Annotated in this window: 26 protein-coding genes; 1 reads left to right on the top strand and 25 read right to left on the bottom strand. The window is 71.9% G+C overall.

Going from position 1 to position 22,921, the window contains the following annotated elements; all coding sequences use genetic code 11:
- Positions 1-9: 9 nt before the first annotated feature.
- Both OWC43_RS07480 and OWC43_RS07475 read right to left on the bottom strand, forming a co-directional pair.
- Positions 10-1,038 carry a nickel/cobalt transporter gene (locus OWC43_RS07480; RefSeq protein ID WP_393956220.1) on the bottom strand — a complete coding sequence of 343 codons (1,029 nt, stop codon included), beginning with the start codon at positions 1,036-1,038 and terminating at the stop codon, positions 10-12.
- Positions 1,029-1,694, bottom strand: coding sequence for a DUF1007 family protein (locus OWC43_RS07475; protein ID WP_393956219.1), 666 nt, complete (start codon positions 1,692-1,694; stop codon positions 1,029-1,031). Before OWC43_RS07475 ends, OWC43_RS07480 begins: the two co-directional genes overlap by 10 nt.
- Before the next feature lie 110 nt (positions 1,695-1,804).
- On the opposite strand from OWC43_RS07475, the gene OWC43_RS07470 reads away from it, so the two are divergent.
- The gene (locus OWC43_RS07470; RefSeq protein WP_393956218.1) at positions 1,805-2,491 is read left to right on the top strand and encodes a DUF7002 family protein; all 687 of its coding nucleotides are present in this window, start codon (positions 1,805-1,807) and stop codon (positions 2,489-2,491) included.
- Here the strand turns inward: OWC43_RS07470 and OWC43_RS07465 are convergent.
- The 23 genes from OWC43_RS07465 to OWC43_RS07355 form a co-directional block, all read right to left on the bottom strand.
- On the bottom strand, positions 2,478-2,933 hold the full coding sequence (locus OWC43_RS07465) for a cytochrome c-type biogenesis protein (RefSeq protein ID WP_137831576.1): 456 nt from the start codon (positions 2,931-2,933) through the stop codon (positions 2,478-2,480). The genes OWC43_RS07470 and OWC43_RS07465 overlap by 14 nt on opposite strands.
- The gene (locus OWC43_RS07460; protein WP_137831575.1) at positions 2,930-4,930 is read right to left on the bottom strand and encodes a heme lyase CcmF/NrfE family subunit; all 2,001 of its coding nucleotides are present in this window, start codon (positions 4,928-4,930) and stop codon (positions 2,930-2,932) included. The genes OWC43_RS07465 and OWC43_RS07460 overlap by 4 nt, the downstream gene beginning before the upstream one ends.
- A 45-nt stretch (positions 4,931-4,975) precedes the next feature.
- Positions 4,976-5,503: a cytochrome c maturation protein CcmE gene (ccmE, locus tag OWC43_RS07455; protein ID WP_393956217.1), complete on the bottom strand. Its 528-nt coding sequence runs from the start codon at positions 5,501-5,503 to the stop codon at positions 4,976-4,978.
- A gap of 157 nt (positions 5,504-5,660) precedes the next feature.
- Complete coding sequence (gene ccmI, locus OWC43_RS07450) at positions 5,661-7,265, bottom strand: c-type cytochrome biogenesis protein CcmI (protein ID WP_393956216.1); 1,605 nt, start codon at positions 7,263-7,265, stop codon at positions 5,661-5,663.
- Positions 7,266-7,433: 168 nt separating this feature from the next.
- On the bottom strand, positions 7,434-8,849 hold the full coding sequence (locus OWC43_RS07445) for an ATP-binding protein (protein ID WP_137831572.1): 1,416 nt from the start codon (positions 8,847-8,849) through the stop codon (positions 7,434-7,436).
- Positions 8,850-8,857: 8 nt separating this feature from the next.
- Positions 8,858-9,298 carry a DUF2335 domain-containing protein gene (locus OWC43_RS07440; protein ID WP_281405184.1) on the bottom strand — a complete coding sequence of 147 codons (441 nt, stop codon included), beginning with the start codon at positions 9,296-9,298 and terminating at the stop codon, positions 8,858-8,860.
- Positions 9,276-9,494: a hypothetical protein gene (locus tag OWC43_RS07435; protein ID WP_137831570.1), complete on the bottom strand. Its 219-nt coding sequence runs from the start codon at positions 9,492-9,494 to the stop codon at positions 9,276-9,278. The genes OWC43_RS07440 and OWC43_RS07435 overlap by 23 nt, the downstream gene beginning before the upstream one ends.
- 128 nt (positions 9,495-9,622) lie before the next feature.
- On the bottom strand, positions 9,623-10,300 hold the full coding sequence (locus OWC43_RS07430; RefSeq protein ID WP_137831569.1) for a response regulator transcription factor: 678 nt from the start codon (positions 10,298-10,300) through the stop codon (positions 9,623-9,625).
- Positions 10,301-10,422: 122 nt separating this feature from the next.
- Positions 10,423-10,794 carry a PepSY domain-containing protein gene (locus OWC43_RS07425; protein WP_137831568.1) on the bottom strand — a complete coding sequence of 124 codons (372 nt, stop codon included), beginning with the start codon at positions 10,792-10,794 and terminating at the stop codon, positions 10,423-10,425.
- A 432-nt stretch (positions 10,795-11,226) separates the two neighbouring features.
- Entirely contained in the window at positions 11,227-11,580 is a 354-nt protein-coding gene (locus OWC43_RS07420; RefSeq protein WP_393956215.1) for a hypothetical protein, read from the bottom strand.
- A 70-nt stretch (positions 11,581-11,650) separates the two neighbouring features.
- Entirely contained in the window at positions 11,651-12,205 is a 555-nt protein-coding gene (locus tag OWC43_RS07415) for a hypothetical protein (RefSeq protein WP_393956214.1), read from the bottom strand.
- A gap of 32 nt (positions 12,206-12,237) precedes the next feature.
- On the bottom strand, positions 12,238-12,795 hold the full coding sequence (locus OWC43_RS07410) for a lysozyme (protein ID WP_393956213.1): 558 nt from the start codon (positions 12,793-12,795) through the stop codon (positions 12,238-12,240).
- A 55-nt stretch (positions 12,796-12,850) separates the two neighbouring features.
- Positions 12,851-14,374 carry a DUF2793 domain-containing protein gene (locus tag OWC43_RS07405; RefSeq protein ID WP_393956212.1) on the bottom strand — a complete coding sequence of 508 codons (1,524 nt, stop codon included), beginning with the start codon at positions 14,372-14,374 and terminating at the stop codon, positions 12,851-12,853.
- Between the two features lie 29 nt (positions 14,375-14,403).
- A complete protein-coding gene (locus OWC43_RS07400; RefSeq protein ID WP_393956211.1) occupies positions 14,404-18,297 on the bottom strand; it encodes a glycoside hydrolase TIM-barrel-like domain-containing protein in 3,894 nt (1,297 codons plus the stop codon).
- Positions 18,298-18,417: 120 nt separating this feature from the next.
- The gene (locus tag OWC43_RS07395) at positions 18,418-18,870 is read right to left on the bottom strand and encodes an NlpC/P60 family protein (RefSeq protein ID WP_393956210.1); all 453 of its coding nucleotides are present in this window, start codon (positions 18,868-18,870) and stop codon (positions 18,418-18,420) included.
- A gap of 10 nt (positions 18,871-18,880) precedes the next feature.
- Positions 18,881-19,774, bottom strand: a complete 894-nt coding sequence (locus OWC43_RS07390) for a DUF2163 domain-containing protein (RefSeq protein ID WP_393956209.1) — start codon at positions 19,772-19,774, stop codon at positions 18,881-18,883.
- Between the two features lie 111 nt (positions 19,775-19,885).
- Complete coding sequence (locus tag OWC43_RS07385) at positions 19,886-20,527, bottom strand: TIGR02217 family protein (protein WP_393956208.1); 642 nt, start codon at positions 20,525-20,527, stop codon at positions 19,886-19,888.
- Between the two features lie 12 nt (positions 20,528-20,539).
- Positions 20,540-21,145 (bottom strand): phage tail tape measure protein, encoded by a 606-nt coding sequence (locus OWC43_RS07380; protein ID WP_393956207.1) that lies wholly within the window; start codon positions 21,143-21,145, stop codon positions 20,540-20,542.
- Entirely contained in the window at positions 21,142-21,378 is a 237-nt protein-coding gene (locus OWC43_RS07375; protein WP_393956206.1) for a phage tail assembly chaperone, read from the bottom strand. The genes OWC43_RS07380 and OWC43_RS07375 overlap by 4 nt, the downstream gene beginning before the upstream one ends.
- Entirely contained in the window at positions 21,375-21,695 is a 321-nt protein-coding gene (locus OWC43_RS07370; RefSeq protein WP_137829021.1) for a gene transfer agent family protein, read from the bottom strand. The genes OWC43_RS07375 and OWC43_RS07370 overlap by 4 nt, the downstream gene beginning before the upstream one ends.
- Before the next feature lie 4 nt (positions 21,696-21,699).
- Complete coding sequence (locus OWC43_RS07365; RefSeq protein ID WP_137829020.1) at positions 21,700-22,110, bottom strand: phage major tail protein, TP901-1 family; 411 nt, start codon at positions 22,108-22,110, stop codon at positions 21,700-21,702.
- A gap of 35 nt (positions 22,111-22,145) precedes the next feature.
- Positions 22,146-22,571 carry a DUF3168 domain-containing protein gene (locus OWC43_RS07360; protein WP_393956205.1) on the bottom strand — a complete coding sequence of 142 codons (426 nt, stop codon included), beginning with the start codon at positions 22,569-22,571 and terminating at the stop codon, positions 22,146-22,148.
- Complete coding sequence (locus OWC43_RS07355) at positions 22,556-22,900, bottom strand: head-tail adaptor protein (protein WP_393956204.1); 345 nt, start codon at positions 22,898-22,900, stop codon at positions 22,556-22,558. Before OWC43_RS07355 ends, OWC43_RS07360 begins: the two co-directional genes overlap by 16 nt.
- Between the last annotated feature and the right edge of the window lie 21 nt (positions 22,901-22,921).

Raw genomic sequence — 22,921 nt, 5'->3', positions numbered from 1 at the left:
AGAGGACGTTCAGCCGCCGGCGCCGGAGGCGATCCCGAGGACGAGGGCGAGGCCGAGCACCAGCACGAAGGCGGCAGCCATCAGTTCGAGGCCGCCGACCGCGAGCGCCCCGGCCCGGCCGCGCCCGCCCGCGAGGCGCAAAGCCAGCGCCTTGGCGAAGACCGCGAGGCTCGCGAGCGCGCCGGTGGTGAGCGCCGTGCCGAGCGCCATGGCCAGCGTCGCCGCGATTCCGGCCGCCAGCATGCCCTGGCTTGCACCGAACACGAGGATCAGCACCGCCCCGGCACAGGGGCGGCTTCCGGCGGCGACCACCACGGCGGCCCGCTCGCGCCAGCCGTCGAGCCGGTCCAGGGCGGCGGCGTCGGTGAGGTGGACGTGGCCGCAGCCGGGAGCGCAGGCGGCGGCAGGCGCATCCGTCGCCAGCGCGGCGAGCCGTCCGGCCTTGCGCCACGTCACCGCGGCGCCGAGCAGCGCCACCAGGGCGAAGCTGACGGTCTCGATCAGGATGCCGGTCCGGGTCATGCCGCCGGCCGTCGCCTTGAGGACGAGGGCGCCGATCCCGACGATGGCGATGGCGACGCAGGCTTGCAGGAGCGCGGCGGCGGCACTGAGGGCGAAGCCGCGGCGCAGGCTGCGCTCGCCCGCCACGATATAGCCGGCGATCACCGCCTTGCCGTGTCCGGGCCCGGCCGCGTGGAACACGCCGTAGGCGAAGCCCATCACGACGAGGGGCCACCAGCCGCCCCATCCGTCGCCACCCGCCTTCAAGGCCGTCACGGCCCCTTGCAGGTTGCGCGAGAAGTTCGACTGGACCGCGAGCAGCCACCCGCCGAGACCGGTCGCCGCCGGCGCGGCCTCGCGAAAGCCGATGCCGAAGGGTGAGCGCGGCGGCGGCGCCGGCAGGGTCGGCCCGACGATCCAGGAGAGGATGGCCAGCAGACCGGCGACGGCGAGAACCGCCCCGGCGGCGAGGGCGAGACGGAGGGGGAGCCGGCTTCCCATCCGCTCCTTGGGCGCCAGGGCCGCCGTCAGGGACATGCGACGATGGCCCGGTTGGCGAATTGCTCGCCGTAATTCGACGCGGAGGTGAGGGCTTCGAACATCGCCTCGGTCATCGATTTGCCGGCCTCGGCCACTGCGGGCTCGACGGTCTTGGGCCGCGTCACGGTGGTGGTGCAGCCGGCGGCGGCGCCCGGCAGGCGCACGGCATCCGCCCCCTCGGCGAGACTGAAGGAAACGAAATAGGTCGGGTCGTACACCTCCAGCGCCGCAACGCCCCGTCCTTGCGCGGTGGGCGCCTTCAGCGGCAGCAGGAAGCTCAGGGTCAGCCGATCGCCCTCCATGCTCATGCGGGCCTCGCGGGGATCGGCGAAGGCCTGCTCCCGCCCCGCGACCTTGAGCTTGGTGAAGTAGGCGAATTCGGCGAGATTCGTGGTGTTCTCGGTGGCAAGTCCCTGGAGTTCCTCCGGCGAGAGCTTGCCGTCGCCGTTGGTGTCGAGCCCCTGGGTCACGTAGGCCGAATAGGCCGCATCGAAGCTCCAGCTGTGCCGGATGCCGGCGACGCGCCCGCCCTCGTAGGCGACCTCGGCCTTGGCCGTGACCCAGACGTGAGGATGCGCCTGCGCGGCCTGGGATAGGGCGACGCCGGCCAGGGGCGCGAGGAGCAGGCGGCGAAGATGTGCGGCGATCGGCATGGCGCTCGGATCGGGTTTCGCTGCGTTGAGGATGGCGGTCGACGCAAAGTCCTGCCCGGTCGATCGGGCGAAAGCAGGGCGCGCCGCACGGGGACGACGAGGAAGCGCCGATGAATGCGGACGAGCGCGCCGAGTGGCTGCGCGACTGCCCGACACTGTTCCACATGGCGGAAGCCGGGGCATGGCCGACGATCCGCCGTCACGGCCTGCTCAGTCCGGTGGCCGCGCTCGACCTGTTCGCCATCGACGGCGCGGCGCGGGAGGCGGCTCTCCGGCGCCGCCCCGAGAGCATCGTGCTGGAGCGGGCCGATCTCGGACGGATCGTGCTGCGCGACCAGAAGCCCTTGAGCGACAAGGCATTGACCCGCTGCCTGCGCGACGGCCTCGTCCCGGCCGACTGGCACGCGCGGCTCAACGGGCGGGTGTTCTTCTGGCTGAGCCGCAAGCGCGTCCAGACGCTGCTGGCCGGACGCGCCTATCGGGACCACGCCCACGAGGTTCTGGAGATCGAGGCCGCGCCCTTCGTCGCCGCCTACGCGGACCGGATCGAGCTGTCCCCGATCAATTCGGGAGCGACCGGGCAGTTTCCGGCCCCGCGCGGCGCCGATACCTTCCTGCCGCTCGACGCCTATCCCTATGCCCAGTGGCGCAGGAAGCGTTCCCGCGGCGAGCGGGTGGTAGAGCTGACGGTGCCGGGCTCGGTCCCCGACATCGCCCGGTTCGTGCGGCGCGTCGTCGTCATGCGGGAGGGGTCGGAGGTACGGACGCTCGACGAGCGCGCCGTCACGGCCGCTTGAGCAGCGCCTCGACCTCGGCGGCCTCGGCCTCCGACAGGCGCTCCGCCTTGGGGGCTTGGCGGCGCGACAGGCGCCAGATGCCGAAGGCACCGAGCCCCACCGCGAGCAGCGGACTCAGCCAGAGCAGCAGCGTGTGCCAGCCGAAGGTGGGCCGCAGCAGCACGAACTCGCCGTAGCGGGCGACCACGTAATCGACGACCTGATTGTTGGAATCGCCTTCCTTCAGGCGCTCGCGCACGATCAGGCGCAGGTCCTTGGCGAGCGGCGCGTCGGAATCGTCGATCGACTGATTCTGACAGACGAGGCAGCGCAGGCCCTCCGAGATCTGGCGGGCCCGCGCCTCCATGGCCGGGTCCTTCAACACCTCGTCGGGCTGCACCGCCAGGGCAGGTGCCGGGACGAGGAGCAGGACCAGGGCGAGTCGCGCGAGGAGACGGGTCATTCGGCCGGCACCGCGGACGGCGGCAGCTTCGCCCGCGCCTTGACGGGAGCGCCCACGCGCATGCGCCGGTCGGTGAGCGAGAGGCCGCCGCCCGCCGCCATGATCAGCGCGCCGATCCAGATCAGGAGCACGAGAGGCTTGTGGTAGAGCCGCAGGCCGATCGACCCGTCGGGCATCACCTCGCCGAGGCTCGCGTAGATCTGACTGAACCCGATCGTGGTCAGGCCGGCTTCCGTCACCGTCATCCGCCGGGAGGGGTAGAAACGCTTGCCGGTCTCGACCGTGCCGACGAAATCGCCGGCTTTGGTGCGCAGGGTCAGGAAGGCCGCGGTCTCCTCGTAATTCTCACCCTTCTTCGGGCCGACCCGGTCGAGGGTGGCGACGTAGGAACCCGCCGTCACTTGCCCACCGGGGCGGATGGTGCCGAGGCCTTCCGTGGCCCAGCCCTGCGCGGCGATGCCCAGCACCGCGACGCCGACGCCCGCATGCGCCAGGGCGGTGCCCCAGGCCGAGCGCGGCAGGCCGATCGCCCGGCGCCACGTCGTGCCGAGATCGCGGCTGCGGCTCTGGCTGGTGCCGCGGGCACGGACCCAGATCTCCAGGGCCGAGCCGATGATGAGATAGGCGCCGATGCCGAGTCCGATCGGTGCCATGACCGGCCCGCCCCAGGTCATTGCGGCGGCCGCGAGCCCGACGACGAGCGCCACCGCGAAGGCCGCGAGCAGGCGCTGGGCGGCGGCCGCCGCATCGCCGCGCTTCCAGGCGAGTCCCTGGCCGAACGGGACGATGAACAGCAGCGGCAGCGCCAGGGGAATGAAGGTCCAGTTGAAGAAGGGCGGGCCGACCGAGATCTTGTCGCCCGTCAGCATCTCCAGCAGCAGCGGATAGAGCGTGCCGACGAACACCGTGGCGCAGGCGGCGACGAGGAACAGGTTGTTCATCACCAGCGCGCCCTCGCGGGAGATCGGCGCGAACAGGCCGCCCTGGCGCAGCATCGGCGCCCGCCACGCGAACAGGCTGAGGGAGCCGCCGATGAACAGGGCGAGGATGCCGAGGATGAAGACGCCGCGGCTCGGATCCGAGGCGAAGCTGTGGACCGAGGTCAGGAGGCCGGAGCGGACGATGAAGGTGCCGACCAGCGAGAGCGAGAAGGTCAGGATGGCGAGCAGCACCGTCCAGACCTTGAGCGCGTCGCGCTTCTCCATGACGACGGTGGAGTGCAACAGCGCCGTACCCGCGATCCAGGGCATCAGCGAGGCGTTCTCGACCGGGTCCCAGAACCACCAGCCGCCCCAGCCGAGCTCGTAATAGGCCCAGTACGACCCCATGGCGATGCCGAGCGTCAGGAAGCTCCAGGCGATCAGGGTCCAGGGTCGCACGGCGCGCGCCCAGACGGCGTCGATGCGCCCCTCGATCAGTGCGGCGACGGCGAAGGCGAAGGTGATCGAGAAGCCGACATAGCCGAGATAGAGCAGCGGCGGATGGATCGCGAGGCCGAGATCCTGCAGCAGCGGATTGAGGTCGTTGCCCTCGAGCGGCGCCGGGGCGACGCGGCTGAACGGGTTCGAGGTCGTGATGATGAACAGCACGAACACGAAGGTGATCGAGGCCTGCACCATCAGGGTGTTGGTGCGCAGGACCGCCGGCACGGAATTCTTGGCGGTGGCGACCCAGGCCCCGAACAGGGCGAGGATGAGCACCCAGAGCAGCATCGAGCCCTCGTGGTTCCCCCACACGCCGGAGATCTTGTAGATCAGCGGCTTGGCCGTGTGAGAGTTCTCGACGACGTTCTGGACCGAGAAGTCCGAGGCGACATGCGCGTAGGTGAGCGCGCAGAACGAGAACAGGATGCAGGCGAAGGTGCCGAGCGCCGCCGGCACCGCGACCTCGCGCAACGCCGCATCGCCGGAGCGGGCGGCCCAGGCCGGCATCACCGCCTGGACGAGAGAGAGGGCCAGCGCGAGCGCCAGGGCGTAATGGCCGAGCTCGACGATCACGAATGGGTCTCCCGCACGGACACGATCCGGTTGGTGGTCATGGGGCTACCGCTCGCTGCGCTGGCCGAGGGTCGCGTCGGCGGCCGGCTTCGCGGCATCTTTCGGGGTCTCTTTGGCCGCCTCCGCGGGCGGCTTGCCGCCGCCCTCCTGCCAGCGCCCCTGCGCCTTCAGAGCGTCGGCGACCTCGCGGGGCATGTAGTTCTCGTCGTGCTTGGCCAGCACGGTGTCGGCGCGGAACACGCCGCCCATATCGAGGGTGCCCTCGGCGACGATACCCTGGCCCTCGCGGAACAGGTCCGGCAATTGGCCGCGATACTGCACCGGCACGGTCGCGCCCGTATCGGTCACCGAGAACTCGACATTCTGGTCGGGACCGCGCTTGAGCGAGCCCTCCGTCACGAGGCCGCCGAGGCGGAAGCGGGTCCCCGGTGCCACGCCCTGGGCGACGACTTCCGTGGGCGAGCGGAAGAACACGATCGAGCCGGTCATCGCCGACAGGATCAGCCCCAGCGCCAGGGCCAGCACGGCCCCGCAGCAGGCGATGAGGATCAGGCGGCGGCTCTTGCGGGTCACAGGGTTCCGTCCCGGTTCATCGGCGCGTTCCTGGCCTTCGGGCAGGGCTCGAAGGGCGGCCTGACATCTTTCTTAGAGTTGTTCGCTTGAACGGTTTCGGCCCGCGCGCGCCTCGGGTCAAGGTTGGACGGGCGGGACCGATTGTCAGAGGTGCCCGTCAGGGCTTGGCCACGAGGTCCAGTTCCCGGCCGAGCGCGTCGAGCCGTTCCACCGCGACCGGATTGGCGGCGAGGGCCATCTTGGCCCGGTCGAGCGCCTGGATCGCGGCGGCCCGGTCGCCGATCACCCCGTAGGAGCGCACGAGGCGCATCCACTCGTCGGTGCTTCCGCCCTTGGCGGCCAATCGCCGGTCGAGCGTCGCGACCATGCCGCGGATCGCCGCTTCCCGTTCGGCCGGCGGCATCGTCCGGATGGCATTGGCGGCGGCGTCGGAATCCATCCCCCCACCGCGCGGCGCCTCGCCCGGGGGCTTCGCGTCGGAGGATCTGGACTCCGACGGACCGGTCTCGGTCGGCTTGGCGTCGGAGGATGTCTCGGCCGATCCGGGCATGCCGCCCGGACGGGTTTCGGCGAGGCCGAGTTCACGGGCCTGGGCGTCCAGGCGGGCACGGGCCGCCTCGTCGCCCTTCAGGGCCTCGCGGGCGCGGACCAGCGCGTCGAGCGCCTTGTCGCGCTCGCCGAGCACCGCGTGGGAACGCACGAGGCGCAGCCACTCGTCGGCGGTTCCACCCTGCTTGGCCAAGCGCCGCTCCAGCCCCTCGACCATGCCGCGAATCGCGTCGATCCGCTCCGAGGGCGGAAGCGCCTGGATGCTGGCCGCCGGGCCCGCGACCGAGGAATTGCCGGCCGCCGCGCCGCCCCCGGGCTGCTCAGGCTTCGGGCCGCCCTCCGGCGTCGCCGGCGCTGCGGTCTCTCCCTTGAGGCGGGCCAGAGTGTCGCGCACCGTGGGAAGCCAGGGCGCGTCGGCGGGCGCCCCGTCGGCGAGCGCGCCGAGCCGACGGATCGCGCCGGCCACGTCGCCGGCCTGTTCGTCGCCGCGGGCGAGGTAGAACTGGGCCTTGGGGGCCTTCGGATCGGCGGCGGCGGCGCGGCTCAGCACCTTGCGGGCCTCCGGCGAAACCGCGCCGTCCGCGGCGACGACCAGGGCCTCGCCCCAGTCGGAGAGCGCGGAGGCGTCCTCGCCCTTGAGGCGAACAATGGCGGCATAGGCCCGGGCCGCGTCGTCGTAGCGCCCGAGGCGCATATAGACGGGGCCGAGCACGCTCCAACCGCGGACGTCGTCCGGGTGGCTCGCGAGACGCGCCTCGATCTGGCCGATGGCGGTCATCAGATCCTGCGCCCCGGCGCGACTCGCGCTCCGGTCGGCATCGGTCTGCGAGGGGAGGTTCGGCGAGCCGTACAAGCCGTAGACCACGAGCGCCACGAGGGGGATCGTCGACAGGGCGAAGGCGGAGGCCGCGCGGCGCTGACGCAGATGCGGCTCCGCCAACGGCGCCAGCGTCGATTTCGCCGCACTCTCCTCGCGGCTCGCGCGCAGGAGGCGGCGCGCGGCCTCGGTGCGGGCGGCCTCTGCCTCGGCCGGTGCGATCAGCCCGCGCGCGAGATCCCGCTCGATCTCGGCGAGTTGATCCTCGTAGAAGCCGGCCTCGGTCGAGAGCTCGGCCCCAGCCACCTCCTGGCGGCGGCGGCGCGACATCGGCCAGAGCAGCGCGAAGACGGCCGCGCCGGTCATGGCCGCCAGAATGAACCAGATCGCCGTCATTGGCCCCTGAATACTAGCTCGGCCCCGTGTAGTGCCGGAGCAGGGTCCGCACGACATCGCCCTCGGGCGACACGTCGTCACGCGAAGCGCAAGGCGCGAAGGTAGCGCCTTAGCATAGGTCCGGCCGGGCGTAACCTTGGCCGGTCAATCTCGATTCTCTTCTGTGACTCAACGCTGCCCCGCCCCGGCGGGCGCGTCGCCGGGCACCTCGATCACGGCCCGCAGCCCGCCCAGGCCGGCGGCCTCCAGGCGGAACCGACCGCGATAGAGGGCGGCCAAGTCTGCGACGATGGACAGGCCGAGGCCGGAGCCCGGCTTGGTCTCGTCGAGGCGGCGTCCGCGCTTGAGCACAGCGGCGCGGTCCTCCTCGGGCAGGCCCGGCCCGTCATCCTCCACGGCGACGATGAGGTGGGGATAATCGTCGCCCCCGATCGGCGTCGCCGCGATCGAGACGCGGCCATGGGCCCATTTCGACGCGTTGTCGACGAGATTGCCGATCATCTCCTCGAAATCCTGCTTCTCTCCGCGGAAGCGCAGGCCCGGCGAGACGCGGACCTCGTAGGCGATGTCCTTGTCGCGATAGATCTTGCCGAAGGTGCGCACGAGGCCGGCGAGCGCCGGCTCGACCTCGGTGGAGGTGCCCAGCGTCCCGGCCAGGGCGGCGGCGCGCGCCCGGTCGAGATGGTAGTTCACCTGATCGCGCATCACCGCGGCCTGCTCGCGGATCTTCTCCGACAGCTCCGGCGGCGCATCGCTGCTGCCGACCTCGTTGACGATGATCGAGAGCGGCGTCTTGAGAGCGTGGGCGAGGTTGCCGACCTGGGTGCGGGCGCGCTCCAGGATCTCGCGATTGGTCTCGATCAAGAGATTGATCTCGCCGGCCAGCGGAGCGATGTCGCGCGGGTACTCGCCGTCGATCCGGTCGGCCTCGCCACGGCGGATGGTGCCGAGCGCCGTGCGCAGCTTGCGCAGGGGTGCGAGGCCGAAGCGGATCTGCAGGAGTGCGGTCGCCGCCAGCGAGAAGCCGAGCAGCCCGAAGGTCATGAACAGCGAGAAGCGGAAGCGCTCGACGTCGTTCACGATTTCGTCGGCGGGGCCTGCGACCCGCACCGTGTAGCGCCCCTCCGTACCGACATCGACGTCGCGCTCGACGATGCGCAGCGTTCGGTCGTCCTGGCCCCGTCCATAACCCTGGCGAATCTGGCCGATCGTCGCGGTGCCGGCCTGATCCGGACCTTTCAGCGGGACGCCGACGAGCGAGCGCGAGGTGCGCAGGTCCCGCGGCTTCGCGTCGGGCCGCCCGACCTGCCAGTACCAGCCCGACAGGGGCAGGTCGAAGCGCGGATCGCCCAGCGAGAAGGAGCGCGTCTCGGGATCGCTCGGGGAGACGAGGTCGGTGGCGAGATTGTTGGCGAAGACGAGCAACCGGCTGTCGAAGGCCCGCTCGGTGTTCTCACGGTAGAGCGTCGTGAGGATGAAGGCCGCGATGACGAGGATCGCGGTGCTCGACAGGAACGAGGAGACCGCGAGCCGGACCGCGATGGAGCGGCGGCGCAGCGGAAGCCAGGCGAGGCGGTCGGTCATTGCGGCTTCTACTGTTTGTCCTTCGTCCTGCCCGAGCCGCGTCGGTACAGGAAGGCCCCAACGACGGAAACGATGGTCCCGCCACCGATCGTTCCGGCGACCCAGGGTTCACCCATCCAGAGTGCGAACGCGGAGACCGCCAGGGCCGAAAGAGCGAACACGGTCGCGCTGATCTGTCCGATCAGATCGCGCCGGATGGAGGCTTCGAGCGCTGCCTTCTCATAGGAGCGTCGATGCTCCGACTCACCTTCCCACTGCCGGAAAATGCGTTCGGGCGCATCCGGCACGAGCTTTCGAAAATCGTCGAGGACGGCCGGCGGCGGCAGGGGGCCACGCCAGGATACCCCGCGTTCGACAACGACTGTCCGGTCACGCTGCGTCTCGGAACTTCCCTGATCGGTCGGTCCCGCTTGCCGGGCCGGTGCGCTACTCCGCCTCGGCTTGCGCACGGATATGCTCACGCTCGATCACGACCCGCATGTCATTCCCGATCCTGAGGCCATCGCTCAACAGGGCATCGGCCTCATCGCGATGTGGATAGCGTGCCGGGTCCGAGGCCGGCCACACGGAAACCAGCGCGCTCAGACCAGCGAAGAAGCTGCCGAGGCGGGTCCGCTCAGGAAATTTCTGGGTCGTCGCACGCATCGGGACAGGAAGGACCCGTTCGCAGAAGTGGGGCGCTCCAGCCGTGGGCTGCGCCCTCGGCTCGCACGCCCTGACCTTAGGACATGGTCCGCGCGGTTGCCACGAAATTGAGCGAGAGCTTCGCCCCCTCACCCCTTCCCGCCCGGCTGGTTCGGATCGACGAGATAACCCAAGCCCCGCACCGTCTGGATCAGATCCACCGCCAGCTTCTTGCGCAGGCGCCCGACGAAGACCTCGATGGTGTTGGAATCGCGGTCGAAATCCTGATCGTAGAGGTGTTCGGTGAGTTCCGCGCGGGAGACGACGCGGCCGGTATGGTGCATGAGGTAGGAGAGCAGACGATATTCGTGGCTCGTCAGCTTCACCGGATTGCCGTCGACGAAGACGCGGCCGGAGCGGGTGTCGAGAGTGACGGGACCGCAGGATATCTGACTGCTGGCATGACCGGCCGCGCGCCGAAGAATCGCGCGCACGCGGGCCATCAGCTCCTCCATGTGGAAGGGCTTGGTGACGTAGTCGTCGGCGCCGGCATCGAAGCCGTCGACCTTGTCGGACCAGCGGTCCCGGGCGGTCAGGATGATGACGGGCGTCTTCACCCCGGCCCGGCGCCAATTCTGCAGCACGGTGACGCCGTCGGCCTTGGGAAGGCCCATGTCGAGGATGATGGCGTCGTAGGGCTCGTTCTCGCCGAGATACCCCCCTTCCTCGCCGTCGAAGGCCTTGTCGGCGACGTAGCCGGCCTCCTCCAGCGCAGTCACCACCTGCCGGTTGATGTCACGGTCGTCCTCGACCACGAGCAGACGCACGGTCGGTCACTCCTCGATCCTCAAAACGTCGTCGGGAATACCTTATCCGGAGCGACGTTTCTCAATCCTTGTGCACCCCCGACGCACCGGCGATTTCTTGAAGGCCGGCGGCTGGGGATGGCCTACCACTGCCCGCTGACCTGCCCCGACTGGCCGTCGACCATGACCTGGACGAACTGCCCGTCCCGACGCAAGGCGGTGAGCAGGTAAACGAGCCCGGCATCGTGCCGGCACAGCCGGGCGCGCTGGATCTCGGCCCTAGGAATCGCCTGACGCGCGGCGCGGATCGCCGCGATCGGCGGGACCACGCGCTTGTCGGCCACCGCCTCGCGCAGATCGGCGGGCGACAGGCAGTCGTCTCCGCGATTCATCGGCTCGCGGATCTGCGGCGCCGGCGCAAGGGCGCCGGTCTCCTCGGCAAGAGGACCGACCGCATCCGTCGCGAAAACCGCGACGGTCGAGACGACGATCAACAGGGCGAAAGCTTGGCGCATTGAAAACGACATTCGCGCCGGAGCACTGAATGCGTCCTGAATGTTCGGGACGCGACACCGACCGGGAAGATGAAATGTGGATTTGCGGTCGGTTGCCATGGTCTCGGGCAAGCTTCGGTGGGGGTTAAGTTCAGATGGCCGTGACGGTTCCCCACGGCGCCCTGCGCCGCCCGACCGTCCGGTATGCGGTACGGAGTCACCATCGCGCGTGATTCGCGGCGTCGGACCGGCAGCCGCCAGGTCTCGGGCATAATCGTGTGCGGCCCCGTGCAGCGCGCGGATCGAATCCTCGAAGTCCCGAAGCGCGATCCGCAAGCGGGCCGTCGCGGCCCGGATCCGGCGCCGCGCACGGCACCGCCGTCCGTGAGCACCCGGATCGAACCGGTTGGCGAAGGCGGCTCGTCCCATGTCCCCCCCGAATGGATCGTCCGATCAGGACCGCGGGCGATGCGGGAGATCGTCCAATCGCCGGAGGATCTCTTCGAGCTTGTCGCGGGTGCGGAGATCGCTGCGCTCGACGTCTCGGGCGATCTCGGCGGAGAGCCGGGTCAAATCCTCCAGCGTTCGCGTCCGGCTCTCGAGAGCCGCCGCCACCGCGATGTTGGTCTGCGAGGCCCGCTCCAGGGCCGCCGCCGTGGCGCCGGTCTCCTCGATCCGCGCCTCCAGACTGCGCAGGCTGTCGCGGTAGAGATGCAGGCAGGCGATGCCGAGCAGCACCGCGACGATCCAGCCGGCGCCGCCATCGGCGAACAGCAGACGGGCGGCCTCGATGGCGATCTTGTCCACGGCGGCGCTCCGGAGCGGCTTGCGAGGCGGGCCCGCTTCGGGCCGCCTTGGGAGTCGGGCCGCCTTGGGATCAGGTGCGCGGCCGGCGCGGGGCGGAACCGGGGACGCGGTCGAGGGCGGCGTGCAGGGTGTTGGCGGCGGTCGCATCCGCCTCCAGTGGCAAGGCGCGGAACACCTTGGCGGCGATCCCCGGCCCGTCGCCCGCGGCCCGGACCAGCCAGGCCGGTGCCTCGTCCAGCGCCCGCCGCACCGCGCCGGCGATCACCGCCGAGCCGAGGGTGACCGTCAGGGTTCGCCCGCGAACCGTACCGGCGACGGCGTTGAGGGCGTAGTCGGTGGCGTTGCGCACCAGCCGCTCCACCAGGGCATCGGTGACGAGGAGGCGCAAGGGCCTGGCGATGCGGGCGATCAAGGCCGCCGCGACGGCCGCGAGCACCGGCCCGGTCAGCCCGGCGAGGGCGTGGGCGAGGGCAACGAGGCCATCGCCCCAGGGCAGCACGACGACGGCGTCGGCGGCATGGGCGGGGGTGCAGGCCCGGGGCGCGGCGATCACGACGGCGGCCGCGAGCAGCAGCCCGCGCAGACCGGATGCGGAGCGCCGGGTGGCTGGTTCAGACAGAGCCATGACAGATATCCTTTCTCGGGAGCGGACAGGTTTCAGCGGCGGCTGCCGAGCCACGCCCGCAGGCGCGCGACCCAGCCGGGCGATGGCGTCTCGGCGGGCTTGGTCTCGATGGCGGCGGCGAGCGGCGGATCGCTGCGGCGGGGGCGCGGCAGGGCGGTCTCGTAGGGCGTACGGAACTGGTCGACCTCGGCCTGCCGGCGCGGGATCAGCACGGCGGGTCGGTTCCACAGCAGCATGGCCTCCGCCGCGCCCGCCCGGTCGCCGGCGCGCAGACGGCGCAGGACGGTGGAGCGCAGGAAGGCCGCCGGGCCGATGTTGAAGCTGAGCGAGACCAGCGCGTCGAAGGCGTGCTGTGGCAGCGGTTCCGGGAGGGCCTGGGCGACGGTGCGGACGAAGCGGGCGACGTCGCGGGCGAAGATCGCATCGCATTCCGCAGCGGTGATCCGCAGGCCCGCCCGCGGCAGGGGGGGACCGGCGGCAGCGGTATGGCCGACGCCGATGGTCCAGATCCCGACGCTGTCGCGGTAGGCCTCGAGCCGGCGCCCTTCGCGGGCGACCAGCACGGCGCGGCCGATGGGGCTGAGATCCATGGTGCGTTCTCTCGACAGAAGTTGGGGGGGCGATGGGGAGGCAGCGGCCGTCGCCTCAGCCGCGGGCGAGGATCCAGACTTCGCCGCGCGCACCGGGGCCGCCGGCTCCGGTCGCGGCGCCGTTGACGGCGGCGCCCGCCCCGCCCCCGCCGCCACCGGGAAGGCCGCCCGCGCCGCCCCGGCCGCCGCCGCTCGAACCGTCCGCGGCCCCGGCTCCGCCGCCGCCCCCGCCGCCGCCCGCGCCGCGCGGCCATCTCTTGGCCTGGCCCGCCGCACCCGCAGCACCGACCGCGCCGAGGCTGCCACCGGCGGATTCGCGACCGTTTCCGACGGCGTAGCCGGCTCCCGCGTTCCGTCCGGGGGCGGCGACGTTGCCCCCGGTGAGGCCCCCGCCCGCGCCGCCGCCGCCCGCGCCGCGCAGTCCGGCGGTGCCGGTGGCGCCGGTGACGCCATTGCTGCCGGCCGCGCCGCCCGCGCCGACGGATTCGAGGGAGGCACCCCCGCCCGCTGCTCCGCCGCTGCCGGGTGCGGAATTCGTCCCGCCGCCGCCCGCGCTGCCGCCGAGGGCGCGCACGAGATCGTAGCCCGAGCTGTCGTGGACGCTCGTTGCGCCGCCCGCCGCGCCGGAGGTGCCGTTCGTGTCGTCGGTGGTGACGGCGGGCGCCCCGGCGCCGCCCGCGCCGATCGTCACCGTCAGCGTCGCGCCGATCTCGGAGGCCGCGAAGGTTTCGCTGTTGAGGGCACCGGCCCCGCCCCCTCCCCCGCCGTTGCGGACCGTGCCCGCCGCACCGCGCCGGGCACCCCCGCCGCCCCCGCCGCCGCCCATGGCGGTGACCGTGACGGTGCGGGCCCATTCCGGCTTCGTCCAAGCGCCCGACGCGGTGAAGACGGTCAGCTCCTCCCGCAGGATTCCCTTGTCGAAGAGGGCCGCACCGGTCGTGCGCTCGACCGTGAACACGGTGATCCAAGTGCCGCCGTCCGGGCTCACGCGCAGGCTGAGATCGTCGTTGCCGACGAGTCCGATCTCGGCGCGGCCGGAAAAGCCCGTTTGCAGCAGGAGCGAGAGCACGTGCCCCGCTGCCTGCTTGTTGAGGGTATAACGGAGATCGCCGTCCCCACCCTCGCCCGTGGTGAGCGCCGTCCAGAGCGCCTTGTTGAGCTTCGCGGCGAATGGGTTCTGCGCATCGGCGGCCGTGCCGAGGCCGAGACGCGTCAGGTTCTGAAGCGCGGTCAGGGCGGGCCGGAGCGGGGACCACGCACCGTTCGTGAACGCGTAGATCTCGGCCTCGTCGGCAACGAAGACGAGCCAGCCCGAACGCGGCACGAGGGAGAACCACGCCCCTTCCTGATAGCGGGCGATGCGCCCCGCCCAGCCGGCCCAGGCGCCCGACGGATCGGCGGCGACGAGGTAGCGGTCGCCCTCCTCCGGATGTCCGGGCGGGACGGCCAGATCCCGGTCGATCACCGCGAGCTGTACCAGCGCGTCGAGAAGCGCGAGGGCTTCGTTGTGGGTGACATGCTTCTGGGCCTGCCCCGCCGCGATCAGCGGCAGGGCCAGGCTGGGGGTGTTCTCCACCATGCTCGACTCCGTGAGGGACCCGCGAGGGATCAGCTGCGCACGCGCACCCACGCCCGTCGTGCGGGACCACGCCCGCCGACGAGGCCGACCTGCGCCACCGCGAACGCGATCTCGGTGCGGGGGCCGCCGAAATCGGCGACCTCGTCCGCGTAGAGGACATGCGCGACCGTGCTGGTGAGGCTGCGCAGGACGGCGCCACCGCCATCGAGGATGTCGATGGCGTAGGATTCCGATGCCTCGTCGAAGGGCACGTCGGCGGGCTCCCAGGCATCGGCCTCGCGCCGGGCCCGGCGCGTCCAGCTGAGCCGCAGACCGCCGGCCTCGCGCCGGGCCCTTAGATGGACCGGGCTCAGCGGGAGGAAGGCCGTCAAGCCCGCACTGGCCGCAAATCCGATGAAGGCCGGATCGGCCGGGTCGCGGTCCGCCGGACCGACCCGATAGAGGAAGGGGCGGCCGGCCTCGTCGAGACGGTCGACCAGGGGGACGACCGCGCCATCGTCGAGCCGCACGATCAGGCAGCCGGCCGGAGCCGGGCGAGCGGCCGCAGCCTCGCTGCCGCCGAGCCCGCGCAGCAGCGTCGTCAGCCGCCACGTGTCCGATCCCGTGCACGCGGCACCCGCCGCCGACAGGATCTCGATCGCCCCCTCCGGCCCGACCAGGGCGAACAGGTTGGCGCCCGACAGGGCCGCGGCCTCCCCGATCGCGCTCAAACCCTCCGCGTGGCGAAGCCGCACGTCGAGATGGGCGTTGCGATCGAAGCGCCAGAGCGGGCCAGGCGGCAGCGTCGACAGGGTCTCGCCGAGGCAGGCCGGATGATCGACGAGGCGATGGAGCGCGAAGGGCGCCCCCTCCCCCGTCGAACGCCAGACCGCGACGGCGCCGGGCCAAGGCTCGGCGGTGACCGCGAGGGCGGAGAGCGGGCTCGGGTCGCCCCGCGTCGCCGGCAGATCGAGGACGCGGGCGAAGACGGGTCCGGGCAGGGCTGGGGGCGACCGCTCCGGCAGCGGGGTCGAGCGGCCCCGGACGGCATCGCGACCGCCGCGCGGCACCGCCTGCGTCTCGATCCGGCGGCCCTGGGGCGAATCGTCGATGCGGGCGATGCGGTGGAGGGCACCGCCCGGTAGGCGCAGACGGTCGCCGGGCTCCAGATCGATCCGGCGCGGGCTCACGCCGAAGGAAGCGGTCTCGCGCCCGGCGAGGCTCGCGTCGAGCAGGGCCTCCGCCAGGACCTGCGCCGCGTCGCGCCGGGTCACGATGGCCGCCTCGATACGCGCCTCCCGCCGCCGAGTCCCGCCGGGACGACGGGCCGCCGCGGTCGCCCGGCGATACTCCGCGCTCTCGCCATCGGAGAAATCAATCTCGACGGTTCGGGGCAGTTCGCTCTCCTCCGCCCGGACGAGGCGCAGGGGTGCGTCCTCCCGCTCCGTCAGCACGAGATCGGCGGCGTCGACCGTCACCGGAAGGCAGTCGTTGTCCGCGCCGCGCACCCGCAGGATTCCGGCGGAGACCGAGACGTCGAGGCCGAAGAGCCGGGCCAAGGGCTCGAGCGCCTCGCGCGCCGAGAGCGGTCGATCAAGGACGTAGCCGTCGAGAAAACCGGTGGCGTCGATCGCGGCCGGCGCGTCGATGCCGAGATCGGTCAGAATCGCGGCGATCAGACGGTCGAGGTCGAGCCCCTCGATGCGGCCGGTGATCCAGTGCCCCAGGGCCCAGTTCTGGGCGTCCGACCATACCGAGCGGAAGGCCGGGAAGGCGGGGAACGGCCGCGCGTCCCAGGCCCAGACGAACACGTCCTCCGGCGCGATCATCCGGCCGCCGTAGAGGGGCGAGACCGGATTGTGAGCCGGCTCGAAATCCTCTGCCGCCGGGTCGAACCGAGTCAGGATCGCCTCAAGGCCGCGGATTTGGATCAGGTCGTCGCGGTGGCCCCGGGAGAACGGTGGCGCCGCGTTCTCCGACGATTTCGGATCGGGGAACACGTTCGGCCCATTGGTCCCGCGATCGACGGCCGGAACGCCGATCTCGGTCAGCCAGATCGGCTTCGATGTCGGCACCCAGGGCGTCGGGCCGATCTCGATGCCGTTCACCCGCTCGACATGCGGGTTCGTCCACCACGCGACCAGATCCTTGGCCCGGTAGATCCACGGCTGGGCGTACGCGCCATCGGTGATCGGCGTCCGCTTCTGCGCGGCGCGGTCTTCGGGGCTGGCATAGAACCAGTCGAACGCCTCCCCCGCGCCGAGGCGGCTTCTCAGATAGGCCCGGTCGTAGACGCTTCCGGCCGCCGCCGCGTCGCGATGGCCGGTGCCGTCGCGCCAATCGGTGAGCGGTGGGTAATAGTCGATACCGATGGCCGTGATCGCCGGATCGGCGAAGAGCGGGTCGAGGGGAAAGCGCACCGAGGCCCCGCCCTCGTCCACCTGTGCGCCGTACTCGGTCCAATCGGCGGCGTAGACAAGAGCGACGCTCGCGCCGAGAAGGGCACGGACCTCCCCGGCGAGCCTGCGGAATTGCTCGACGGCGGGGGCGAGGCCGCCCGGCCCCCGCACGCGGGTGAGGCTCGCGAACTCGCTGCCGAGGATGAAGCCCGCGAGCGGCGAGCCCGCTGCGGCCCAACCGGCGGCGAGGCCGGCATAGTGCAGGATCATCGCCCGGTAGCCCTGCGGCCCCGCGAAGAAGGCGGCGACCTGATCGGCCGCTTCTCGGGTTCCGTCCGGACTGCCCGACCGGCCAGGGGCGGGATGGCAGGTGATGCGCCCGCGCCAGGGATAGGGCGGCTGATACCCGATGGGATTGCGGGGATCCGGCAGCGCATTGCCGGCGGGCACGTCCATCATCACGAACGGGTAGAGCACGGGAGCGAGGCCGCGACGGGTCAGTTCGGCCATGAGGCGGGTCAGGCTCGCATCCGAAGGCGTGCCGCCATAGGCCGCCACGTCGCCCGAGCGCGAGGTGGCGGGAGCGTTCGTCCGCGTGTAGCCGGCGACCGCCCATTCGGCCCCCTTGGTCGTTTTCCGCGCGGCATCGACCTGCGGCGTCAGGGTGCAATGGCTGGCCCGCAAGTCGTTCCCGAACCAGCTCGCCACCACCGAAACCCGGACGAGGTTCGGGCAGAGCGCCTGCAACGCGTCGAGGGAGGCGATGACGTCGCTCTGTCCCTGCAGCTGGAAACGGTTTGCCGGCTTGGTAACGCCGAAGCCCGCATCCTCTCTGACTGGAACCGGATCGAGCCCGAACTCGGTCGAGCCGGGAATCAGGCAGACGGCGCGGATCCGGCGGGCCAATCCTTCCACCGGGCGGATCACCTCGAAGGCGAATTGCGGGACGCGGTTACCGAAGGCGGCGAGCGGCAGGCGCTCGAACACGATGTAGGCGAGGCCGCGATAGGCCGGTGCATTGCCTGCCCCCTCCTTGGCGACGATCAGCGGGTCGGGGGCCTGCGTCGCGCTGCCGGTATGGATGCGGACGTTCAGCGTCGTCAGGTCGAGTTCGGTCCCGTCGGCCCAGATCCGGCGTACCCAGGCGATCTCACCGGCACAGAGGCCGATCGCGAGATTGGCGAAATAGCTGTAGGCGGTGCGCACGCTCTTCTGCCCGCCGCTCCCGCCCTTGGCGCCGGAGCGCGTGCGTGCCACCGTCGTGTTGGCGACTTCCAGAGGTCGCGTCGCCCAGATCAGGGTGCCGCCGATGCGCGCCCGGCCATAGACGCGCGGGACCGGTGCCCCCTCGGTGGAGGCGAGACCGGCCAATTCGGTCAGGCGCGGTCCCTCGACGGAGCGGGCCCGTCCCGCCCCGCCGAACAGGGCGACGTCGATAGCGGCACCGCCCGCCGCACCGACGACGCGGCCGATCATTCCGCCGATCGGGCCACCCAGCGCGCTGCCGACCGCCTCGCCGGCCGTCTGAAGGACGATCGTCGTCATGGCGGGTCCTCCGTTCCAGGGAATGCGCGCGGGCGGTACGAGCCAGCGTGAGGGCGGTGCGGAAGCGAGCCTCGCCGTCGGTCGAGGGGCCAAACGTCGAGCGGGGCTCGAGACCGTGCGTCAGGCGATGCCGGGGAAGCGGAAGGCGTGGGCGAGATGGCGGCGCCACCACGGCGTCAGGGCGACCTCGCACACCGCCGCGCCGTCATGGGCATGGATCATCGCCGCCGGGCCGGTGGCGACGGCACAGTGTTTTGCCGGCAAATACGCGCGAAACGCGAAGAGCAGCACGTCGCCGGGCTGTGGGACATAAGCGGGAAGCGGGGTCGCGACCGGCACGAAATGACGGCGGGCGGCGCTGGCGAGGGGATCGTCGCCGCGATCGGCTTCCACCCAGGAGGCGGCGTAGGGCGGCGCGGTCTCGGGCTCGGAACCCAGCACGCCGCGCCAGACGCCGCGCAGCAGACCGAGACAGTCGCAGCCGACGCCCTTGAGCGAAGCCTGATGCCGGTAGGGCGTTCCGACCCAGCCGCGGGCTTCCTCGACGATCCTGTCCGCGAGGGCGCGATCCATCGTCGTCTCCTCAGCGGAACAGGCTGGAACCGTCGGGGCGGTCCCGATCGCCCTCGACGCCGCGCAGCACGAAATCGTTGCCCGGCATATGCGGGAAGCCCTGGAAGTTGAGGGCGTTGGCGAAACGGTCGCGGCAGGTGGCGAGGCGCTTGTCGCAGCCTGCCGTGAGCCGGACGGCGTCTCCCGGCAGGGCGGGGTGCGGCGGCGGCTCCCAAAGATCGAGGACGAGGTCGGCACCGTCCCGGGTCTCGCCGCGCAGATCGGCGCTGCGGCCCGCATTGGCGCCATCGATCCAGGCGAGGCGCCCGCCGGCGAACCAATCGGGGGCGAACATCGTCGCGAGCGCCACCACGAGCCGCCCCGGTTCGGGGACGGCGACCACCCTGCCCTCGGCGCGGTAGCGCGGATCGCTCAATGCCACGCCGCAACGGGCATCGCCGAGTTCGGCATCGCAGGTCGCCCGAAAGCTGCGTCCGGTCGGCACGTCGAGGCGATGCATCAACCCTCGAAGCTCCGCGACGAAGGCTCCGCCGGCCCGGCGCAGCTCGCCGAGGGTCGCCACGTCGAGGAGCAGACGCGCCTCCGGCATCGCCCAATCCACCAGCCAGGTCTCGACGCCGGCCCCATCGTAGAGGCCGGCGGCCACATCGGATTCCGCGATGCCCGTCGAGGTCAGCGCCCCGGCGACCTCGCCGCCGCCGACGGCGAAGCCAAGTTCGGCGGACGCTTCCGCCGCTTCCAGCCCGGTTCGAGCCTCGTAGACGAGACCGCCGAAGCTCAGGTCGCGGTCGTGATCGGTGAAGCCGAGGCTGCGCCCGTCGCGACGATGCAGGGCCCAGCAGCGGCACAGGGTGGTGGCGTTTTCCGCAAGGCGGGCGGCGAGGGCGGCGGGAAGAATGCGCATCGGTTCAGCTCTCCGCGAGGATGCCCAGGACCGAACGGCGTCCCGTTCCGTGCGCCCGGCGGGCGATCACGGTCGCGGGGCGATCGGGACAAGCGGATCGTTCCGGAAGGCTCACGGCACGATCTCGACGAGCGGCACCCGCGGCACCTCGCCGGCCGTGAAGGCCGCGAGGTCGATGGACAGCTCGTCGGTGTCGAAGCGGACCGGAACGTCGAACTCGAAACCGGCGGTGACGGGCGCGCCGGCCGGGGGAGTCGCGCCGGCGGCGAAGGTCACGAGTCCGGTCGTGGGCTCGCAGGCGACCTGCGCCGACGGCACCTCGATGCCAGCGACCGCGATGCGCACAGAGCCGGCCACCGGCTTGGCGATGGTGCGACGGTAGGGTGCCGGGCCGTCTCCGTAGGTCTTGGCCAGGGCGAAGACACGGGTGGTGCCGTCGCCGATGCCGATGCGCTGGTCGATCGGAGTGATCGGACCCGAGGGTGGGCCGGACCGATGATCGACCCGGTCGCGGTAGCGGAAGCCGTACAGGCGACCGCGCCGCTCCTCGAAGAAGGCCAACACGGCGTGAAGCGCGTCCAGCGTGCGGATGCCGAGGCCCGCATCGTAGCGGCGGCGGGAATCCGCCCAACGGCTGTTGCGGTGTTCGCGCCCCGAGGCCAGCGTGACGATCTCGGTGCGTCGCACCGGGCCGCCGCTGCCGCGCAGGGCCACGTCGAGAGGAAAGCGCACCTCGTGGAAATCGGTCGGCATGCGAGAGCCCCCTCACAAGGCTCGCCGCCCGCGAGCGACGGCGCGGGCCAGGCGGGCGGCAACCTGGGCTTCCGAGCGTCGGAAGCCCTCGATGTCGGGCGTCGCGATGTTGACAGTGACGGCGACCGGGCGTTCGCTGCCGCCCGCGGCGACGCCGAGGCGGCCGTCGCTGCCGCGCCGGAGCGGCAGGATCGCCTCCGGGCCTGCTTCCCCCATCAGGCCGAGATCACCGCCGGTCATCGGAAAGTAGGTCGGTGCGGCGACGACCCCGCCGCCGGCAAAGGGTCGGACACGGCGTGTCCCGCCCTCCGACCCGAGACCGTCGAGGACACCGCCCCGGGCAAAGGCCACCGGACTGCGGGCGCCGGCGGCCGAACTCAGGAGCGAATCGACGAGGCCCTTCACCCCCGCCTTCACGGGCTCGAGCGCCGCCCGGGTCGCGACCCCGGCGAGCTTGGTCGTCAGGGTGCCGAGCACACTGTCGAGCTGGCGCCCGGCATTCAGATTCTGGCTGAAGGCCGCCGACAGACTCTGCCCGAATTTCTGCGCGAGACGGTCCAGTGTTTCGAGTTGGCGCACCCGCTCGGCGGTACCGCGGTCGCTGTCGCTGCCGGTCATCGGGCGGTCTCCGGATCAGGGTATGCGGCGACGAGGCGGTCGAGGTCGGCCCGGCCCAAAGCCGCGCCGAACCGGTCGGCCTGCAGGCCCGCGGCAGCGGCGAGTTCGCGGGGCGTCGCCGCCCAGAAGTCGCGCGGGCGCCAGCGCAGGACCGACAGGCCCAGCGCCAGCGCGGTCTCCCACGGGAAGGCGGAGAGGGGATTCTCCGGCGCCGTCCCACCCGTGGGGTTCAAGGGTCCGGTGCAGTGCCGAAGGCGGCTTCCAGCACCTCCCCGAGAGCTGCGGTCACCGCCGAGAAGCCGCCCGCCAGCGGCAGGGCCGCCACCGCCGCGTCGTCGAGGGCGTGACCGCCGCCGCGCAGGGCCGCACCGAGGAGGACGATGAGGTCGCGGGCCCTCAATCGTTCCCGCTGGAATCGCTCGGCGATGCCGGCGAGATCGCCGGTGGCGAAGGCATCCTCCAGTTCGGCGAGGGCACCGAGCGTCAGGCAGAGGGTGTAGCGTTCGGCCCCAAGGACGAGGGGCACCTCGCCGCGTCTGCGGTTCGCCATCGTCTCAGGCCGCCGTGAAGCCGAGGGGACCGGCGGAATCGAGCGCCATGTCGTAGGTCACCTCCCCCGCATGGTCGCCGCGATATTCAAGGCTCGAAATCTGGAACGGCCCTTCGATCGTGCCGAAGGCCGGCACCACGATCTGGAAGCGATCGATGGTGCCGTCGAAGAACATCTGCCGCAGCTGCGCATCGGACGCCGCGTCGCGGAACACGCCGGCTCCCGCGATCGCCGCGCGCCGCACGCCCGCCCCGGCGAGCAGTTCGCGCCAGCGTCCGGCGGAATCGGCATTCGTCACGTCCACGGTCTCGGCGTTGAAGGCGATTTGGCGGGCGCGCAGGCCGGCGACGGCGGTGAAGCCGCTCGCGCCGTCGCTGATCCGGATCAGAAGATCCTTGCCCTTCTGTGCGCTCATGGTCGGCTCCGTGTTCGTCCGGGTGGGCTTCGAGGTCAGGTCGTCGGGCGCTCGGTCACGGCCTCGAAGGTCAGCGTGGCGCGGGCCTCGCCGGTGCGCTCGTCGCGGGCGGCGGACAGGGCGGCGAGGCGCAGCAGGATGAGGGCATGTCCGTCGAGTTCGAGCGGTGCATCGTCGAGGAGCACGGCGATGCGCTCGGCCGCGTCGAGGGCCGTGCGGGTCGAACCGGGCTTGGCGACGACGAGCAGCGCCAGAGTGTGGCGATGGCGGCGCGCGCCTTCGACGGAATCGTCGCGGACCTCGCCGTCACCGAACAGGGCGTAGACCGGTGCCGCCCCGCGCGGCGGCTCGTCGTAGAGCCGCACCACGCCGCCCATCAGCCCGGCGAGCGCCGCGTCGCCGCGCAGGTGGGCCAGGATGCCGGCGCGCATCGCCAGCAGAGGACTCAGGGCTTCACCCATGGCGGGACCTCCTCGATGAGTTCCTCGACCGTGCAGACCAGGGCGCGGCGCGCCCCGTCGGGATCGTCGGCGGAGCGAATGGCGAAGCGGCGCGGTCCGTCGGCCAACCGCATGGCCGGGATGACGTCCGGGCGGTAGCGCAGGCGAATCCGGTAGAGCCCAGGTCGGCCGCTCTGCGGTGCGGTGGCCGAACCCGCCGGTTCCACGGCCCCCCACAGGATCGGGCCGGCCACGTACCGGCGCAGCCGACCGCCGAACCCGTCGGGCTCGTCCACCGGTCGTTCGAGCACGAGGCGCCGCCGCCGCGCGCCGAGGGGCCCGTGGGTCATCGAACGATCTCCCGATGTGGA

This window comes from Methylorubrum sp. POS3, from assembly GCF_043352485.1.
GTDB lineage: Bacteria > Pseudomonadota > Alphaproteobacteria > Rhizobiales > Beijerinckiaceae > Methylobacterium > Methylobacterium suomiense.
The sequence above is the reverse complement of the archived record's forward strand: the minus strand, read 5'-3'. Positions and strand labels throughout refer to the sequence as shown.

Bases quoted from the DNA above. Each gene is read 5' to 3' on its own strand.
- OWC43_RS07435 (WP_137831570.1), bottom strand. From the start codon at position 9,494: ATGCGTGCGACGACCCAGAAATTTCCTGAGCGGACCCGCCTCGGCAGC.
- OWC43_RS07445 (WP_137831572.1), bottom strand. From the start codon at position 8,849: ATGACCGACCGCCTCGCCTGGCTTCCGCTGCGCCGCCGCTCCATCGCG.
- OWC43_RS07465 (WP_137831576.1), bottom strand. From the start codon at position 2,933: ATGACCCGTCTCCTCGCGCGACTCGCCCTGGTCCTGCTCCTCGTCCCG.
- OWC43_RS07385 (WP_393956208.1), bottom strand. From the start codon at position 20,527: ATGCCGACCGATTTCCACGAGGTGCGCTTTCCTCTCGACGTGGCCCTG.
- OWC43_RS07405 (WP_393956212.1), bottom strand. From the start codon at position 14,374: ATGGTGGAGAACACCCCCAGCCTGGCCCTGCCGCTGATCGCGGCGGGG.
- OWC43_RS07400 (WP_393956211.1), bottom strand. From the start codon at position 18,297: ATGACGACGATCGTCCTTCAGACGGCCGGCGAGGCGGTCGGCAGCGCG.
- ccmI (WP_393956216.1), bottom strand. From the start codon at position 7,265: ATGACGGCGATCTGGTTCATTCTGGCGGCCATGACCGGCGCGGCCGTC.
- OWC43_RS07415 (WP_393956214.1), bottom strand. From the start codon at position 12,205: ATGGCTCTGTCTGAACCAGCCACCCGGCGCTCCGCATCCGGTCTGCGC.
- OWC43_RS07425 (WP_137831568.1), bottom strand. From the start codon at position 10,794: ATGCGCCAAGCTTTCGCCCTGTTGATCGTCGTCTCGACCGTCGCGGTT.
- OWC43_RS07370 (WP_137829021.1), bottom strand. From the start codon at position 21,695: ATGGCGAACCGCAGACGCGGCGAGGTGCCCCTCGTCCTTGGGGCCGAA.
- OWC43_RS07365 (WP_137829020.1), bottom strand. From the start codon at position 22,110: ATGAGCGCACAGAAGGGCAAGGATCTTCTGATCCGGATCAGCGACGGC.
- OWC43_RS07480 (WP_393956220.1), bottom strand. From the start codon at position 1,038: ATGTCCCTGACGGCGGCCCTGGCGCCCAAGGAGCGGATGGGAAGCCGG.
- OWC43_RS07410 (WP_393956213.1), bottom strand. From the start codon at position 12,795: ATGGATCTCAGCCCCATCGGCCGCGCCGTGCTGGTCGCCCGCGAAGGG.
- OWC43_RS07395 (WP_393956210.1), bottom strand. From the start codon at position 18,870: ATGGATCGCGCCCTCGCGGACAGGATCGTCGAGGAAGCCCGCGGCTGG.
- OWC43_RS07475 (WP_393956219.1), bottom strand. From the start codon at position 1,694: ATGCCGATCGCCGCACATCTTCGCCGCCTGCTCCTCGCGCCCCTGGCC.
- OWC43_RS07360 (WP_393956205.1), bottom strand. From the start codon at position 22,571: ATGGGTGAAGCCCTGAGTCCTCTGCTGGCGATGCGCGCCGGCATCCTG.
- OWC43_RS07355 (WP_393956204.1), bottom strand. From the start codon at position 22,900: ATGACCCACGGGCCCCTCGGCGCGCGGCGGCGGCGCCTCGTGCTCGAA.
- OWC43_RS07470 (WP_393956218.1), top strand. From the start codon at position 1,805: ATGAATGCGGACGAGCGCGCCGAGTGGCTGCGCGACTGCCCGACACTG.
- OWC43_RS07390 (WP_393956209.1), bottom strand. From the start codon at position 19,774: ATGCGCATTCTTCCCGCCGCCCTCGCCGCCCGCCTTGCGGAAAACGCC.
- OWC43_RS07380 (WP_393956207.1), bottom strand. From the start codon at position 21,145: ATGACCGGCAGCGACAGCGACCGCGGTACCGCCGAGCGGGTGCGCCAA.